Annotated in this window: 12 protein-coding genes and 1 tRNA gene; 3 read left to right on the top strand and 10 right to left on the bottom strand. The window is 39.3% G+C overall.

The features are described from left to right. Positions 1–5: 5 nt before the first annotated feature. From BUC20_RS12195 to BUC20_RS12165, 7 genes are all read right to left on the bottom strand, one after another. Entirely contained in the window at positions 6–1,463 is a 1,458-nt protein-coding gene (locus tag BUC20_RS12195; RefSeq protein WP_073231175.1) for a RagB/SusD family nutrient uptake outer membrane protein, read from the bottom strand. Positions 1,464–1,467: 4 nt separating this feature from the next. Beyond that, positions 1,468–4,560, bottom strand: coding sequence for a SusC/RagA family TonB-linked outer membrane protein (locus BUC20_RS12190; RefSeq protein WP_073231173.1), 3,093 nt, complete (start codon positions 4,558–4,560; stop codon positions 1,468–1,470). A 137-nt stretch (positions 4,561–4,697) separates the two neighbouring features. Next, positions 4,698–5,477, bottom strand: a complete 780-nt coding sequence (locus tag BUC20_RS12185) for a family 16 glycosylhydrolase (RefSeq protein WP_073231171.1) — start codon at positions 5,475–5,477, stop codon at positions 4,698–4,700. 113 nt (positions 5,478–5,590) lie between these two features. Beyond that, entirely contained in the window at positions 5,591–6,268 is a 678-nt protein-coding gene (locus BUC20_RS12180) for a carbohydrate-binding family 9-like protein (RefSeq protein WP_073231170.1), read from the bottom strand. A gap of 36 nt (positions 6,269–6,304) precedes the next feature. Continuing rightward, a complete protein-coding gene (locus tag BUC20_RS12175; protein WP_073231167.1) occupies positions 6,305–7,591 on the bottom strand; it encodes a sugar MFS transporter in 1,287 nt (428 codons plus the stop codon). 111 nt (positions 7,592–7,702) lie between these two features. Then, entirely contained in the window at positions 7,703–8,764 is a 1,062-nt protein-coding gene (locus tag BUC20_RS12170; protein ID WP_073231166.1) for a LacI family DNA-binding transcriptional regulator, read from the bottom strand. 153 nt (positions 8,765–8,917) lie between these two features. Then, a tRNA-His gene (locus tag BUC20_RS12165) sits at positions 8,918–8,994 on the bottom strand. 177 nt (positions 8,995–9,171) lie between these two features. Here BUC20_RS12165 and rnhA point away from each other — a divergent pair. Beyond that, a complete protein-coding gene (rnhA, locus tag BUC20_RS12160; protein ID WP_073231164.1) occupies positions 9,172–9,645 on the top strand; it encodes a ribonuclease HI in 474 nt (157 codons plus the stop codon). 18 nt (positions 9,646–9,663) lie between these two features. Here rnhA and fbp read toward each other — a convergent pair whose 3' ends face one another. From fbp to BUC20_RS12145, 3 genes are read right to left on the bottom strand one after another with little or no spacing between them, the layout of a single operon-like run. After that, the gene (fbp, locus tag BUC20_RS12155; RefSeq protein WP_073231163.1) at positions 9,664–10,719 is read right to left on the bottom strand and encodes a class 1 fructose-bisphosphatase; all 1,056 of its coding nucleotides are present in this window, start codon (positions 10,717–10,719) and stop codon (positions 9,664–9,666) included. A gap of 22 nt (positions 10,720–10,741) precedes the next feature. Next, complete coding sequence (locus BUC20_RS12150) at positions 10,742–11,233, bottom strand: metallophosphoesterase family protein (RefSeq protein WP_073231161.1); 492 nt, start codon at positions 11,231–11,233, stop codon at positions 10,742–10,744. 44 nt (positions 11,234–11,277) lie between these two features. Continuing rightward, positions 11,278–11,928, bottom strand: coding sequence for a tRNA1(Val) (adenine(37)-N6)-methyltransferase (locus BUC20_RS12145; RefSeq protein WP_234994506.1), 651 nt, complete (start codon positions 11,926–11,928; stop codon positions 11,278–11,280). 929 nt (positions 11,929–12,857) lie between these two features. Between BUC20_RS12145 and BUC20_RS12140 the strand changes: the two genes are divergently transcribed. Next, positions 12,858–15,044 (top strand): glutamine synthetase III family protein, encoded by a 2,187-nt coding sequence (locus BUC20_RS12140; RefSeq protein WP_073231159.1) that lies wholly within the window; start codon positions 12,858–12,860, stop codon positions 15,042–15,044. Between the two features lie 117 nt (positions 15,045–15,161). Further along, positions 15,162–16,343 (top strand): AIR synthase related protein, encoded by a 1,182-nt coding sequence (locus tag BUC20_RS12135; protein ID WP_073231158.1) that lies wholly within the window; start codon positions 15,162–15,164, stop codon positions 16,341–16,343. The last annotated feature ends 159 nt before the right edge of the window (positions 16,344–16,502 follow it).

Below are 16,502 nucleotides of genomic sequence, written 5' to 3'. Positions count from 1 at the left end.
TATTTTTATTGATAATATGAATTTTGATCCAACAGCGGATTTAACCTGATTTCGGTAAGGCTCAATGGCCACAGGAAATTTTCTGTCTGATTGAGTCCATTGATTGGCCCCATTACTTTAATTGCTTTACCTGTACGTACCAGATCAAACCATCTTTTGCCTTCGTAACAAAGTTCTCTCGCTCGTTCATCAAGGATAAGATCTTCTATTTGATCGGTATTAAATCCACTATAAGAAGCGTCTGTATATGTTGATGCTCCGGCTCTGGCTCTGATTTGATTAACCAGGGCCATTGCTCCAGGAATATTGCCAGTTTTATTAAGTGCTTCAGCACGTAACAAGATGATATCAGCAAGGCGATAAACGATAATGTTCTTATCATCCTGAGTGCCACGAACAAAACCCGATTTCTCAAAGAATTTAACAATACCCGAATTGGTGTCAAAATTCACCTTTGAACGCAAATCCATTGAGCTGAACTTACTGGACAGGTAACCACTGGCTTTGAAGAAAGGCTGGAAGCCAAGATCGCCGTAAACTGTAATCAAAAATGATCGTGTCGCGCGCTCTGCAAAATTGTAATCGATTTCGAATATTGATTCATTAGAAAACCCTTTGGTAAACATCTGGGCGTAAGCGGTATTGTCAATTAACGCCGGATTAATGTTATAATCTATAGTTGAAGATGCGCTGTAAAGCGAAGCCAGTGAATAGGTTGAATTCGTCAGGATTTTCTGAGAAGCAACAAGTGCGTTCTCATATTGATGGCGCCACATATAAAAATCCGTATACAAAGCATTCACTGCGGCCATTGTAAATTGAGCCCTGGTAGCTGAAGTGGTTGTATATGATGCAGGGATTGGTGCCAATGCTGCAGAATCAAGATCTGCCTGAATTCGGGCATACACCGCAGTAGTATCTGATCGTCCAATGCTTACACTTTGTTTCGCATCTAAAAAAGGTTCTGTTACCACAGGCAATTTACCCCAAATACGGGTCATGTAAAAATAACAGAAAGCACGAATGGCGAAGGCCTGTCCTCTCACACTATTGTATTCCGCATCTTTCCCCAGATAAAGTCCTTTTCCCTTCATTTCTAAGGTGTTCTTTAGAATTAAATTACTCTGATTAACCACCTGATAGAAAGCACTCCAGTTTGTAATGGGCAGACTTGAGTTTAGGTTATTTGTTAACAAATTCAAGGTTTGCGAACTCAATGCCAATGGATTTATCACCACATTATCAGCCCTCCCCTCTCCGTATAAAACAGATTCCGGAGCCATCGCTCCTTGCAAAAGGTTATACGCACCATACAAAGCTGCTGTGGCCTGAGGTGTTTCAGTCCAGAAATTCGAACTGGAATAAGAAGTCGTAGGGTCGATTTCTAAGGCCTTCTTACAACCGGATAAGAAAACCAACGTGATCAGCATAATGCTGTATATTTTATAATCTTTTCGTTTCATAATATTAAAGACTAAAATTCAATGACAAATTATATGTTCTGGTTCTAGGGAAAGATCCCCGGTCTATGCCAACTGCAAGTGCATTCGTTGATGAGCTGACTTCAGGATCATATCCTGTATAAGAACCAAAGGTCAGCAGGTTGACTACCGAAAATCCTACATTCGCATGGTTTATTCTTAACCTGCTTAACGCTTTTGCTGGAATTTTATAATTGAGCGCCAGATTTTGAATCCTGATAAACGAACCATCTTCAACAAATCTACTTGAGATCGCATTGTTTAACATCGGATCAGTTTTGACCAATCTTGGAACATCTGTTACATCTCCTTGTTTTCTCCACCTGCGAAGTTGATCTGTGGTAAAATTCTGATCGTAGGGTGTAGCGTCCAGATTTCTTTTCACCTCGTTAAACACATCGTTTCCAAAACTGTAAGTGATTAATGCAGAAAGCGTAAAGTTCTTGTAACTGAATTCATTCTGAAAACCTCCAGTAAAATCAGGATTTGGATCTCCAATTACCTGTAAATCGGAATCGTTAATGATACCATCTCCGTTTAGATCTTCCCAGATGACATCTCCACCTTTATAAATCGACCCATTTGCAGATCCCTGACGATAAGGAACAACAGCTCCGGCTGCATTCCGCTGATAAACATTGTCTGTATCATAGGCATACACACCCAAAGCTTTAAGCCCGTAAAATACTCCTGCGGTTTCGCCAACCCTGGCCATATTATAAATATTCGGACGATAATCCTGATTGCCAGGAAGAGACAGCACCTTATTTCTGTTTAGCGAGAAGGTGAACGTAGAATTCCATTTAAACGCTTTATCTATGTTGACAGTTGAAAGGGTAAATTCAAGGCCTTTATTTTCTAAACTGCCAAAGTTGGCAGGAACCGTCGCATAACCTGTTGTACCCGGAACAGCTACATCAAATAAAAGTCCGGTTGTCTTTTTCAGGTAAGCATCCGCAGTGAAACGAATTCTATCACTCAGAAACGAAAGATCAAAACCTATATTCGTTTGTTTAGTCGTTTCCCATTTTAACGATGCGTTTGGAACTCCGTTAGAAACAATAGCTACATTTCCTAAATAAGTACCCACAGTATTAAGTGAACCCTGCCATGCATAGTTGCCGATAGACTGGTTACCTGTTACACCAAAACTTCCACGGATCTTTGCATCTGAAATGAAACTGACTTTCTTAAACCAATCTTCCTCCGACAATCTCCAACCGGCCGAGAATGAAGGGAAATATCCAAATCTATTATCCGCTCCAAATCTTGAAGAACCATCTGCTCTCATAACCGCCGAGAAAAGATACTTTCCTTTGTAATCATAATTTGCCCTGGTAAAAAAAGAAAGCAGGCTGTTTTCTTCTATATTCTGATTATAAAGTGAAACAACCGATGTACCATTGATAGAGGTAATGGTTGCATCAATCAAGCCCCTGCCGATCACATTGACATTGTTGTCTGTGAATTTCTGATAAGATTGTCCAAGCAAAAAAGTAAGGTGATGGTCTTTAGACAGGGTGGTTCTGTAGTTTAAAGTATTTTCATTAATTAAAGAATAGTTTTTACCTGTTGTCAGATAAGATGAACTGATTTGACCTTGTGGTAAAAGTGTCTGAGGAGTGAAATTTGTTTCCTCTGTATTCGAATAATCAAACCCTAAAGTAGTTTTGAATTCCAGATCTTTCAAAATTTTAACCCTCAAATCTTGGTTTCCAAACATTCTCCACCTGTTGATTTTATTAGCTGCCAGCTGAGAAATCGCAATCGGGTTAGGTTTACTTCCCTCCAGAAGCGGGATAATCTGTCCTGTAATGGGATCATATGGAGCATAAACAGGCATTGTACTTAAAGCCTGATATATCGCACTCTGATTACTCAGTCCGCTGAGAATTCTATTGTAGTCATTGGTGGATACATTGAAATTCGTATTTCCGGAAATGGTCTTATTTACCGTGTAATAGACCTTTGCCGAACCGTAAGTTTGCTTAAATTTAGTATTGATGATAATAGGGTCTATATCTTTATAGCCGGCGCTGACAAAATAATTCATGTTGTTATCCTTAGAAGCCCCTTTGACGCTGACATCTGCTTTATATTGGTATGCCGTACGATACATCAGGTCCTGCCAATTGTTAGACTTAGAATAATACGGATGGAGGGAATCTATCACCGAAACTTTAGTCGTCTGCGCTCCGGTAAAATTATATATCGCATCTATAAATGCGCTTCTGAACTGTGACGCATTCAGCACACCAATTTTTCTGGTGATGTCAGCAACACTTCCATTCGCTGAAAACTGTATCTCTGGCTTTCTGGAATTCTTTCCACTTTTAGTAGTGATGATAATTACACCGTTAGATGCTCTGGAACCATATATAGATGCAGTTCCATCTTTCAGTACTTCTATCGACTCTATATCTTGCGGGTTAAGATCTGCCAAAGGACTGAAAGTAGAGGCATCATCAACCAATCCGCCACCGTAAGTATCTGCGTTTATGGGAACGCCATCTACAATATATAGTGGTTGACTACTTCCATTTACTGAAGATGCCCCACGAATTCTAACTGTGGCACCAGCACCAGGTTCACCAGAATTACTGGTGATTTGAAGTCCGGCAATCTTTCCCTGAAGACTCGAATTCACATCACCCAACGCATGGTTATCCATTTGCTTAGCCGAAATCGATCCGACAGCACCAGTTACTTCTTTAACCTTTTGAGTACCATACCCCACGTTTATAGTTACTTCAGAAAGCTGCTTGCCACTTTCAGCAAGTTTAATATCCAAGGTTTTACGGTCTCCGACATTAACAGTCTGGTTTTGGTAGCCAATATAGCTCAGCAAAATAACTGCTCCGGGACTTACTCCCAGACTAAACTTACCATTCTTATCTGTTGCGGTGCCTTTGTCTGTTCCTTGTACACGAATTGAAACACCTATAAGGCTTTCATTCGTTTTTGCATCAGTTACCTGCCCCGTTAAAGTAAATACGCTCCCTTTATCGGGATTGACCTGGGCAAAGGTACTTAGCATGGAAAATGCGACCATCAAGGTCATTAGGTATAATTTTTTCATTAGCGGTTTTATTTGGTTGATATATCAGATCAGCATAACCTGTAACGGTCCTGGCCTCTCCTACTTAGGTGTTGTAAATTACTAAACTAAAGACAACAAGACGTTTACGTACACGTCTTTAAGTCAAAAAATTTTTATCAGGGTGCTGGTGTAAACTTAAAATTCCTGATCACGATCTCGACTTCCTTTCCATCACCTGGTTCCATCCCACGGAAACACCAAAGATTCATTTTTACCGGCATTTTTTCTGTCGGTATCACAGCTGAAGGAGGTAAAAAAGTATGCGTAAAGAACATATTCGTATCATCGTTGTAAAAACCGTTCATACTTTTAACCACAACGGATTTATCAGACCAGATATAGCGGTGTGTGCTAGCTGTACCACCTGATTGTTTCCATTCTGTAGTGATACGCTGCTGCTTTCCATTGGTTCCGGCCGCGGGATACACACTATAATTTACATTAGGCTTCGACGCGTCTCCCCATCGCGCAAATTCTACGTCCAGCTCATTAAATCCATCGGGACCAGAATAATGAAAAAGTCCTATTACAACATTTTTATCTATTGTACTTACTGGTCCTTGGACCTGCCATTGGTAAGTACCATATCCAAAATTCTCTTTCGAAGTAATTCCTGCACATAACCATTTCGACGTCTTCTGATCATATGAAAGTTTAAGATGAAGCAGTCCAGCCGCATCCACCCAGGCATTCCGATCTCCCCAGGAATTAGGTCCTGGTCCCAATCCATTTCCATTTTTAACAATCCAGGTAAATCCACTGAATTTCAAAGTTGCAGATACAGCGGATGTTGATGTCGGTATAACAAGAGTGTCCGGTACTTTCTGTCTTGCGAACGCAGCAACATCTTGCTTGCAAGTCCATAGAAAAGGTAACAAAAGTAGAAATTTCTTCATCTTTTTTTTGGTTGTTTAGGTGATAAATGACAGACAGAAATCCAGTCCAAACAAAGATTACAACTATCTAAATGCTAATATATTAAATTAAACGGGTACGTACACGAATTTATTTAAAAAAAACCATATTTATCATTTAAATCACTTGATTCTGTCTGCACGGGCATAAATTGAATAGTTCCAAAATGGTCCGGGCTATGAAAATCAGGTGTTGGCGATACCACCTTATTCCAACATAAGAAGTGAGGATTTGGTAATCCATCCCCACATTTATAAAAATTAGCTCTAGCTGTAAGGCCGTCGAAATTTTGAATTTGATGGAATACAAACACATCTGCAGGTATACTCATCATCATCTCCCAGTTAAACTCCCCTTCCATCGCATCTGATTTTGTCCAGGTATGGATTTTTTGCACAACAGACTTCTGTAGTAAAGTTCTTTTATCCTTTTTACTGCCATAAGCCATTTTACCAATCCCAAGACAATTAAACTCAATGTTATAGTACTGATCAGACTGATCAAAAGCAATAAAGAATTCTACACAGTTATCGAGGTGTACCTCACTGTTAACCGGTCTTTCTATCGACTGGAAATAATCATTAGATATTGTGAATTTTAACAGGATGTGTTGCTCCCTGTGTGCGATAACAAAATCGGCTGTACAAATCGTAGTGATCTGAGGCCAGGAATCATTTGCTAATAGATGCCTGGGATAAGCAGCTAATTTTTCTGATAGCTGATCTGCTGAGGCGTTGGAATCTTCATTGAGGTGATAGACGTTTAAGTTCATTTTGAAATTTTATACCAAATAAAAAGGTGATTGACATTAACTAACCCAGCGCTCGAGTTTGTACCCCTTATAAGCATAAAACAGCAAGTAGACATAACATGGTAAAAGTACTAAATAAGCATTTTGCAAACCATAAATATCAGCGAGATGACCATATAAGAGTGGCATAACAGCATTTCCGGAAAGGCCCATAATCAGAATTGCAGCGCCGATTTTTATAAAACGGCCAAGTCGATCCATAGATAAAGGCCATATTCCAGCCCATATCATTGAATTTGCAAAGCCCAGCAATACAATAAACCATATAGAAATGTCCGCCTGATGCCCTAATATCGTAACGCGACCATTAAAGAAAACGATACATAAAGTAAATATGACACCCAGGATGATACAAATACGAAGGGCCAAAATCTGAGAGAGGTATTTTGGAATCAGCGAAATTCCCAGAATATAACCAACAATTGTTGCAGCAAGTGTATAAGAAGGAAATACCTTTGCTTCTAAAAGAGAAATATCCATTGAATGCGCATAACCGATAATGGTATCAACCGCAATTACCTGTGAACCTACATGAACAAATATGGCAAATGCGCCGAGGACAAGATGGGGGAACTGAAAGATATTACGCTTCCCTTTATTCGATTCGGCGGTAACCTCATCCTCCTCTTCTGTATTAATTTCAGGCAAAGAAGAAAAGCGCACCAGGAAACCCAGTAACACCAGAATTACACCGACACATGAATACGGAACAATAACTCTTCTGATCAGTTCATCAAGAATCGGCGCTCTTTCCACTGTCCCCATCGACTTTACTTTTTCAAATACTGCCTGATCAGAAGACTGGAGTATAACCGCAGCAAAAAGCAAGGGCGCGAGAATTCCCGCAAACTTATTGCAGATCCCCATAATGCTGAACCTCATTGCGGCACTTTTTTTCGGACCTAATATCGTTACATAGGGATTTGCTGCTGTTTGTAAAACTGCCAGCCCCGCCCCCAGCGTAAACAAACCAACTAAAAATAACATGTAATTACGCAATAGCGCAGCTGGTACAAATATAAATGCACCAATAGCCATCACGAAGAAACCAATCATCATACCATTCTTAAAACCATATTTTTTAAGCAGTAACGACGCCGGAAAGGAAATGAATAAATAGGAAATATAAAAAGCAAAAGCAACAAAATAAGACTCGAGATTATTGAGCTCACAGCAAATTTTGAAATACGGGATGAGCATTGCATTTATCCAGGTAACGAAACCGAAGACAAAAAACAGTACTGCAATGATATATAATGATTTATTATAAGTCTTCTTATCCATAAAGTTTGCTTAACGTTAACGTACACGAATAAACAAAACATTTATTGGAATTCCAAATAGGCTTGGTAAGATAACTACTTTTTAAAATGCAATATTAAATGAAATAACGACTTAATTGAGATAGAAATCACAATTTTCGCTTGTGATGATATCAATTGGCATAAAGTTGTTTTTTTCGCCAGATTTGGAATGTACAACAAACTGATATAAAGCCATTAGGCCTTTATACCCTTGTTCTCTGGGTTTTTGGCAAATCAGAAAATCAATATCACCTTTTTTAAGGAAGCTCAGGTTTTCTTCAGTGTAATCAAATCCGATCAGGATTCTGCGCTGATCCCCAGTCATTGCCAAATATTTGGCTACAGTTGAAACCCTGGAATTGGTTACGAAAATAGCAGCGATGTTGTGATTTTTTAAGACCTTCTCAAGTGAGTTGCTGATATAGGTATAGTCGGTCTGCTTGATATCAATTTTCAGGATCGTATTTTCAAGCTTTTTATCAGCAAAATAGTTCCTGAAACCTTGTTCCTTACGAAGTAAATGATGCTGATTGTCTATTTCCTGTGAGATGTTAACGACCAGAATCTCATCTTGCTTTTTAAGGAGGTATTTCATAAGGTGGGCAGAAAGGTAACCGCTTTGATATAGATCCGGACCGAAATAACTCAAGCTGTCATGTCCCTGTATATCTGAGTTGATAAATACATAAGGTATTTTTCTTATTTCAAGTTTTTTCACGAAATGTTCAGATTCTTCAATAAAACTTGGTGCCAAAAGAACACCTTGTATCAAGGAAAGATCGATCCGTTTGATCTGCTCAAGAAAGGAATTTTTATCATTAACATCATATAGATATTTCTGTAAGGTAATGCCGTAGGGACTAATCTCCGCTCCTGCCTGGTCAATACCAAGCAGTGGCGCCTCCCAATAATTTGTTTCCTCTGAAATCTTTGGAATAAGAACAGCAAAAACAACCTGCTTTTTTGAGGCCAGTCTTCTTGCGAGGATGTTAGGTTGATAGTCAAGCTCTTTAATAATCGCGTTCACTTTATCTTTAGTATTTTGTGATACCCCTTTGCGGTCATGAATCACACGGTCTACTGTTCCAATTGAAACATTTGCCCTTCTTGCTATTTCCTTTACACCTGTTAATTCAATATCTTTTGCTGACATATACTTAAAAAATTATTATAAAGATAACAGATTCTATTTTCAAAAATTCAAACAGCTCAGAATTGATAGGGTAAAGAATAGTTAAGCTTCAGTTTCGCAGCAGAAAAAAATTGCTATAAAAAAAAAGCAGTCTTCTCAGACTGCTTTCAAAACTGGGGTGGAATATGGGGCTCGAACCCACGACCCTCGGTACCACAAACCGATGCTCTAACCAACTGAGCTAAAACCACCATGTTTTTTTCAACGTCACAAAAGTACGATTAAAAACATTTTATTCAAATATTTTTAACATTTAGGTCACACTTTTCTTTTAATTACCTCTATTTCAGCAATTTTATTTTTCACACAAATATTAATTGCCCTTCATAAATTGCATTTAGAGCTTAAAAACATAGATTTGTCCTTATATGATCGAAATTTTTACTGACGGAGCAGCAAGTGGAAATCCAGGACCAGGAGGTTATGGGGTTATTTTACGTTCGGGTAACCACTATAAGGAGCTTAGTGGCGGCTTCCGCATGACCACCAATAACAGAATGGAGCTATTGGCAGTTATAGAGGGCTTAAATGCATTAAAAACCCCCGGGCAGGATGTTACTGTTGTTTCCGATTCTAAATACGTAGTAGACACTGTAGAGAAGAAATGGGTGTTTGGGTGGGTAAAGACGGGCTTTAAAGGAAAAAAGAACAAAGACCTTTGGATCCGCTTCCTTAATGTATATAAGTTACATCAGGTAAAGTTCACATGGATCAAAGGTCACAACGCCCATCCTGAGAATGAGCGTTGTGATGTATTGGCTGTAGCAGCCGGGAAAAACAGGGCTGCACTTGCTGTTGATGTTGAGTTTGAAAAAGAAAGAAATAAACAAACCTTATTATAGCTTGTTGATCTCTTTACATTATCCGGCTTGTCCTAACTTTTCAGGAACCACCGCATTTACATTTTTTTCTGCAGAGAATTCAGCCATCATACCTTCGGCCATGTTCACCATTTCTTTGGACCCAATGAAGATGGAGCTGCGCTGATGTAATTCTGTCGGTTCGATATCCAGAATTCTGTTAAAGCCATCCGAAGCTACACCACCTGCCTGTTCTACGATAAAAGCCATAGGATTACATTCGTACAATAACCTTAACTTTCCTTTTGGAGAACTGGCCGTAGTCGGATAGATATAAATCCCACCTTTGATCAGGTTTCTGTGGATATCACCTACCATTGAACCAATATACCTTGAAGTATATGGTCTGTTCGTTGCTTCATCATGAACCTGAACATATTTCAGGTATTTCTTTACACCCTCCGGAAAATGAACATAGTTACCTTCATTCAGGGAATAAATGTTTCCTCCTTCAGGAATTTTCATATTTGGATGAGATAAGCAAAACTCTCCTATAGATGGGTCTAAGGTGAACCCATTCACTCCTTTTCCTGTGGTGTACACCAACATTGTAGAAGAGCCATAGATGACATACCCTGCAGCAACCTGTTGTGTGCCTTTTTGTAATACATCTTCCAATGTAGCTTCTCCTTCAACAGATTTTCTACGGTAAATTGAAAAGATCGTACCAACAGCCACATTACAATCAATATTTGAAGAGCCATCTAAAGGGTCGATACAGACAATATACTTGGCATTTTTCGACACCGGAGAATCGATGCGTACAAAATCATCCTCTTCTTCCGTAGCCACAATACAGCATTCACCGCCACTGGTTAGCGCACTAATGAATTGAATATTCGCAAATACATCCAGTTTTTTCTGCCCTTCCCCCTGGATATTAACGGTTCCGGCATCTCCAAGAATGTCCACCAGACCTGCTTTATTCACCTCCCGGTTCACGATTTTTGATGCGATTCCTATGTCTCTCAGCAATCTGGAGAGTTCTCCTTTTGCATAGGAGAAGTCTGCTTGTTTTTCAATTATAAATTGGCCTAGTGTTTTAATGCCTGACATATTACTTAGTGTATTTTATACGTTATCTATTTCCTATTTCTATGGCCTCTAAGGTATGGATTTTTTCCTCCGAAATACAAAATCTAATTAATGTTTTCACCCGATGCCATCCCGAATTCCCCGCTGCACCGGGATTTATATGCAAACAATTAATTTTTTTATCGAACATTACTTTCAGGATATGGGAGTGACCAGTGATGAACAGCATCGGAGGCTTAGTGTATATTTCACCCCTTACATTAGGCGCATATTTCCCCGGATATCCACCGATATGGGTCATCCAAACGTCTACCTTTTCGCAATTAAACCGCAGGTGTTCCGGGAATTCTGAACGGATTTCTTTCCCATCGATATTCCCATAAACCCCTTTTAGTGGCTTAAAGGCAGCTAAGCGGTCGGCAACATCAGGCCCAAAGTCGCCCGCATGCCAGATTTCATCACATTCATCAAAGTGCTTAAAGACCGCATCGTCAAGAAAACCATGCGTATCGGAAATGAGTCCTATTTTTTTCAAAGTATAGCTTTTTTTGTTGATCAGGTAAAGCTATGGATATTGCATCAGAAGGCAAGAAAGAAATCTTTTAACAAAGTGCGGTAGGCTGCTGTATAAACACCTTCAGACTCATAGATATAAAAGGTTTCGCGTTCCAGCTCCCCCGCTAAGCCCGACAAACAAATGACCTGACGGATGACCGGTTTATGCTCATCCGAACAAATATCGATCTGTTTTCTCAGGAAAAGGTTAATATCAACCGCACTTTGCACGAGCAACTCCGCTTGTTTTACGGGTAAAATCACCCAAAAGCACCCCCCATCGCTCAATATTTCTGCTACTTTTATTAATAAAGATTCAAAAAATTGCGCGTCAGCATGTCTTGCAATACCTTTCCTGATTTCAGGATTTTTAAGGTCATTGACAAAATATGGAGGATTTGAAACAATAAGGTCGTACTTCCGATCCGTTTTATAGTCTTCAATGGCACTGAAATGAGCAGTGGTACGCTCGGAAAAAGCAGATCTGGCAAAATTGCCTGTCGCCGCCTTCGCAGCAGACTCATCAATCTCCACCGCATCAATATCCGCATCAGGAAATCGTTGAGCCAACATGAGCGCAATTACTCCGGTACCCGTACCTATATCAAGTACAAAACGCGGATTGGAATGCACAACAACCGCAGCAAGTAATACCCCGTCCGTATTGATTTTCATTGCACAACCAGATTGGTCTACCTCGAATTTTTTAAACCTGAAAACGCTTCCCATGATTGCAGCTGAAGTTTTGAAAATACCCGCAAAATAACATCATATATATATTATATATAAGGTAAGTTCCTTATGGAACGGGGCAAAGGTAAAAAACAACCATCAGGATCTTAGATCGGGGAGGAAATAAAATTCCTGATGGTCATTTAAGGTATAGCAGGAGATTATTAACCTTAAGAATTTAATCCCGCTATCATTAATTACCTGTCGTCGGTGCTACACCACCTGAACTGGTATACATCCAGATCAATATGATTAGGGGTCACATTAAAAAGGGCTGTATCATTTACAGAATTCAGGAGCACCCTCCCTGTCAAGATGCTCCCTCCTATCTGTCCTCTCCCCGGTTCATCCACCGGTTATATTATTCATTCCCTTCTATATTTATGACCGGGCTTTTGTCTTTCATTTTTTCAACAAGACTAAGGTCAGCCTATTTTTATGAATCCCCCAGGCTCCTTTATTATTCGCGGGGTTAGAGCTTGTATTTGTAGGAACTATCCTATTATTTGTTTTTACGCTTCACCTACAAGGTATATTAAAAGGTCCATCAAACTTCCAGAGACAACACCAAGCCAATCAGGCCTATACCGCTCAAAAGAAAAAGCTAAACACCATTTTAAAGGTCAATTCCACCTTATGATGGAAAAATCATTCACATTCCATAATCCGGGCGGATAAAGTTTAAATAATAGAAAAGCTACAAAAACCACCAACAAGCAACAGAATAAGCTTGTTTTCAAAAACACAACAGACAAAATCAGTAAAAACCTCAAATATTTCTTTGATTATTTCCTGACATTCGTATTTTTACAAACAATTCACAGAAAATACCAAACAAAAATTATATTTTTGACCAAATTTTAAACAAATAAATGAAAAGCTTAAGAACAATTGCATTAAAAGAGGCGCAATCAAGAATTTCACCGGAAGTAAAGTCTCCTTCGACTAAGATTTCTGAGTTTTTTGGCGTTAATGTTTTCGATAAGAAAAAAATGAAAGATTTCTTATCAAAAGAAGTGTTTGAGAAATTGATTTCTTCCATTGACCAGGGAGAGTTAATCAACCATGAGGATGCCAATCATATCGCTACAGCCATGAAAAGCTGGGCAATGGCTAAAGGTGCAACGCACTATACTCACTGGTTCCAACCACTAACAGGATCAACAGCTGAAAAACATGATGCTTTCTTTGAGCCTAGTAAAGATGGTGCAATTGAAGTATTTGCAGGAAGTGCTTTGGTTCAGCAAGAACCGGATGCATCCAGCTTCCCGAACGGTGGTATCCGTAATACTTTTGAGGCCCGCGGATATACTGCATGGGATCCTTCTTCTCCAGCTTTCATTATGGAAAGCAAAGCCGGTAAAACGCTTTGTATTCCTACCGTATTTGTTGCTTACACAGGTGAGGCTTTAGATTATAAAGCTCCTTTATTAAAAGCGCTTTCTGCTTTAGATAAAGCAGCAGTTGATGTTTGTCAGTATTTTGATAAAAGCATCACCAAGGTAAATGCATCTTTAGGTATTGAGCAGGAGTATTTCCTGGTAGACCTTGCCTTATATAATGCACGTCCGGATCTTGCCTTAACAGGCCGTGCCTTATTCGGACACATGTCTGCAAAAGGACAACAATTAGAAGATCACTACTTCGGATCAATTCCTGAGCGTGTATTCACCTATATGGTTGATTTTGAAAACGAGGCCCTGAAATTGGGTATTCCTTTGAAAACACGCCACAATGAGGTTGCTCCTTCTCAGTTTGAATGTGCACCAATCTATGAAGAAATCAACCTTGCGATTGACCACAATCAATTGTTGATGGACTTAATGGAGAAAGTTGCCTTAAGACATAACTTCAAAGTTTTATTACATGAGAAACCTTATGCAGGAATCAACGGATCAGGTAAACACAACAACTGGTCGTTGATCACTGATACTGGTAAAAACTTATTGTCGCCAGGAAAAACGCCTAAAAACAACTTAATGTTTTTAACGTTCTTTGTAAATACCATCAAAGCGGTTCATGAGCATGCAGACTTATTGAGAGCAAGTATCGCTTCAGTAAGTAATGATCACCGTCTGGGTGCTAACGAAGCCCCGCCAGCGATCATCTCTATCTTCCTTGGTTCACAACTTGCTGATGTATTAGACGAAATAGAGTCTTCACGCAGCATCATTAAAAAAGTTAAAAGCGAAGATTCACTATGGTTAGGTATCCCTAAGATCCCTCAGATCTCTTTCGACACGACCGACCGTAACCGTACTTCTCCATTTGCATTTACCGGAAACAAATTTGAGCTTAGAGCAGTAGGTTCTTCTGAAAACTCTTCTGCACCAATGACCGTTTTAAATGCAATCGTTGCAGATCAGTTAAATAAATTCAAAGTTGAAGTAGATAAACTGATTAAAAAAGGAGAGAAAAAAGATGTGGCTTTATTAACCATCATCAAAAAATACCTTAAAGAATCTAAAGACATTCGTTTTGAAGGAAATGGTTACAGTTTAGAATGGGAAGAAGAAGCTGCAAAACGTGGTTTGTCAAACATCAAAACTACACCTAAAGCTTTAGACGCTTATTTAACGGAAAAAACTGCTGAACTATTCACCAACACCAATGTATTCAGTAAACGTGAATTACATGCCCGTCATGAAATCTTATTGGAAAGTTATTTCAAGAAACTTCAGATCGAAGCAAGGGTAATTGGCGAAGTAGCAAACAGCATGATCATTCCTGCAACAATTGCTTACCAAAACACTTTAATTGAAAATGCAAAAGGATTAAAAGAGCTTGGTTTAGGTAAAGATGCATTGGAAACTCCACTGGCAATCATCAACAAAGTTTCAGAGCATTTGGGTATCCTTAAAACCAACATTGACAAGATGCTGGAAGAGCGTAAAAAAACCAATGCAATCGAGGACTCACGCGATAAAGCCATCGGCTATGATGAGAATGTTAAATCATACTTTGACACGATCCGTTACCATACAGATAAGTTAGAACAAATTGTGGATGACAGCGTTTGGCCTCTACCTAAGTTCAGAGAATTGTTGTTTTTAAAATAAACCAAACCTCCATAAACCATCTATTTTAGTTTTTATAACCCTTCAATTAATTTTGAAGGGTTATTTTTTTGCGCTTAACGCTTTAACATTCGGGCGTTTCCCTATCTTTGCAGCAACATGAGTGATAACAGGTACAACCAACGTGGCGTTTCTGCGTCAAAAGAAGATGTGCACCAAGCCATCAAGAATATAGATAAAGGTATTTTTCCGCAAGCCTTCTGTAAAATCATCCCGGATATTCTGGGAAATGATGATGCATTTTGCAACATTATGCATGCAGACGGAGCAGGCACAAAATCATCTCTGGCCTATGTTTACTGGAAAGAAACAGGCGACCTTTCGGTATGGAAAGGAATAGCCCAGGATGCCATCATCATGAATATTGATGACCTCATCTGTGTAGGTGCTACAGACCAGATCCTTTTATCCTCTACCATTGGACGCAACAAAAATCTGATTCCCGGAGAAGTAATTGCCGCGATCATCAATGGTACAGAAGAAATCCTGGCAGAATTAAGAGAACTGGGAATTTCTATTTACTCCACAGGTGGTGAGACTGCCGATGTTGGCGACCTTGTTCGTACCATCATTGTAGACTCTACTGTAACCTGCAGGATTGAAAGAGACAAGATCATCAGCAATGACAAAATCCAGTCGGGTGACGTGATTGTAGGGCTTTCTTCATATGGACAAGCCAGCTATGAAACCGAATATAATGGTGGAATGGGATCGAATGGATTAACTTCTGCCAGACATGATGTTTTTGAAAAATCTATCGCAAACAACTATCCGGAAAGTTTCGATCCATCAGTACCCTTTGATTTGGTATTCTCAGGAGGCAAAAAGCTGACTGATCTTATTAAGATTGATGAAGAGACAGAAGTAACCGCAGGTAAATTGGTACTTTCTCCTACCCGTACTTATGCACCTGTGATCAAGAAAATTCTGGAAGCACACAGAGATCAGATCCATGGCATCGTACATTGCAGTGGTGGGGCACAAACTAAAGTCCTTCACTTTGTAAATGATGATGTACATGTGATTAAAGATAACCTCTTTCCTATTCCTCCACTGTTTCAATTGATTCAGGAACAGTCTGGCACAGATTGGAAAGAAATGTATAAAGTGTTTAATATGGGACACAGAATGGAATTATACGTTCCTGAAGCGATTGCTCAGGAGATTATTGCCATTTCTGAAAGCTTTAATATTGATGCACAGATTATTGGCCGTGTAGAATCATCTGCGCAGAAGCAGGTTACGATTGAAAGCGAAAAAGGAACGTTTATATATAACTAGCTTAATTTATTTTTTGAAGAGACCGGCATTGTTTTAATGACCGGTCTTTTTTGTTTCCATTCCTTTTTATTTGCTCTTAAAAAAGAAAGCATTACTCTTCAAAGGCTGAAAACCTTGGGATGAAGGAGCGCAAAGCTTTCTAGGCTTTTTTTATTCCCA

Origin of the sequence: Pedobacter caeni (assembly GCF_900129215.1) — a bacterium.
Taxonomy (GTDB): Bacteria; Bacteroidota; Bacteroidia; order Sphingobacteriales; family Sphingobacteriaceae; genus Pedobacter; species Pedobacter caeni.
This window is presented reverse-complemented; position numbering and strand designations above follow the sequence as displayed.

What these genes read in the sequence shown, in the direction of transcription:
- BUC20_RS12190 (WP_073231173.1), bottom strand. Translation starts at nt 4,560, where the DNA reads ATGAAAAAATTATACCTAATGACCTTGATGGTCGCATTTTCCATGCTA.
- BUC20_RS12170 (WP_073231166.1), bottom strand. Translation starts at nt 8,764, where the DNA reads ATGTCAGCAAAAGATATTGAATTAACAGGTGTAAAGGAAATAGCAAGA.
- rnhA (WP_073231164.1), top strand. Translation starts at nt 9,172, where the DNA reads ATGATCGAAATTTTTACTGACGGAGCAGCAAGTGGAAATCCAGGACCA.
- BUC20_RS12175 (WP_073231167.1), bottom strand. Translation starts at nt 7,591, where the DNA reads ATGGATAAGAAGACTTATAATAAATCATTATATATCATTGCAGTACTG.
- BUC20_RS12185 (WP_073231171.1), bottom strand. Translation starts at nt 5,477, where the DNA reads ATGAAGAAATTTCTACTTTTGTTACCTTTTCTATGGACTTGCAAGCAA.
- BUC20_RS12135 (WP_073231158.1), top strand. Translation starts at nt 15,162, where the DNA reads ATGAGTGATAACAGGTACAACCAACGTGGCGTTTCTGCGTCAAAAGAA.
- BUC20_RS12180 (WP_073231170.1), bottom strand. Translation starts at nt 6,268, where the DNA reads ATGAACTTAAACGTCTATCACCTCAATGAAGATTCCAACGCCTCAGCA.
- BUC20_RS12195 (WP_073231175.1), bottom strand. Translation starts at nt 1,463, where the DNA reads ATGAAACGAAAAGATTATAAAATATACAGCATTATGCTGATCACGTTG.
- fbp (WP_073231163.1), bottom strand. Translation starts at nt 10,719, where the DNA reads ATGTCAGGCATTAAAACACTAGGCCAATTTATAATTGAAAAACAAGCA.
- BUC20_RS12140 (WP_073231159.1), top strand. Translation starts at nt 12,858, where the DNA reads ATGAAAAGCTTAAGAACAATTGCATTAAAAGAGGCGCAATCAAGAATT.
- BUC20_RS12145 (WP_234994506.1), bottom strand. Translation starts at nt 11,928, where the DNA reads ATGAAAATCAATACGGACGGGGTATTACTTGCTGCGGTTGTTGTGCAT.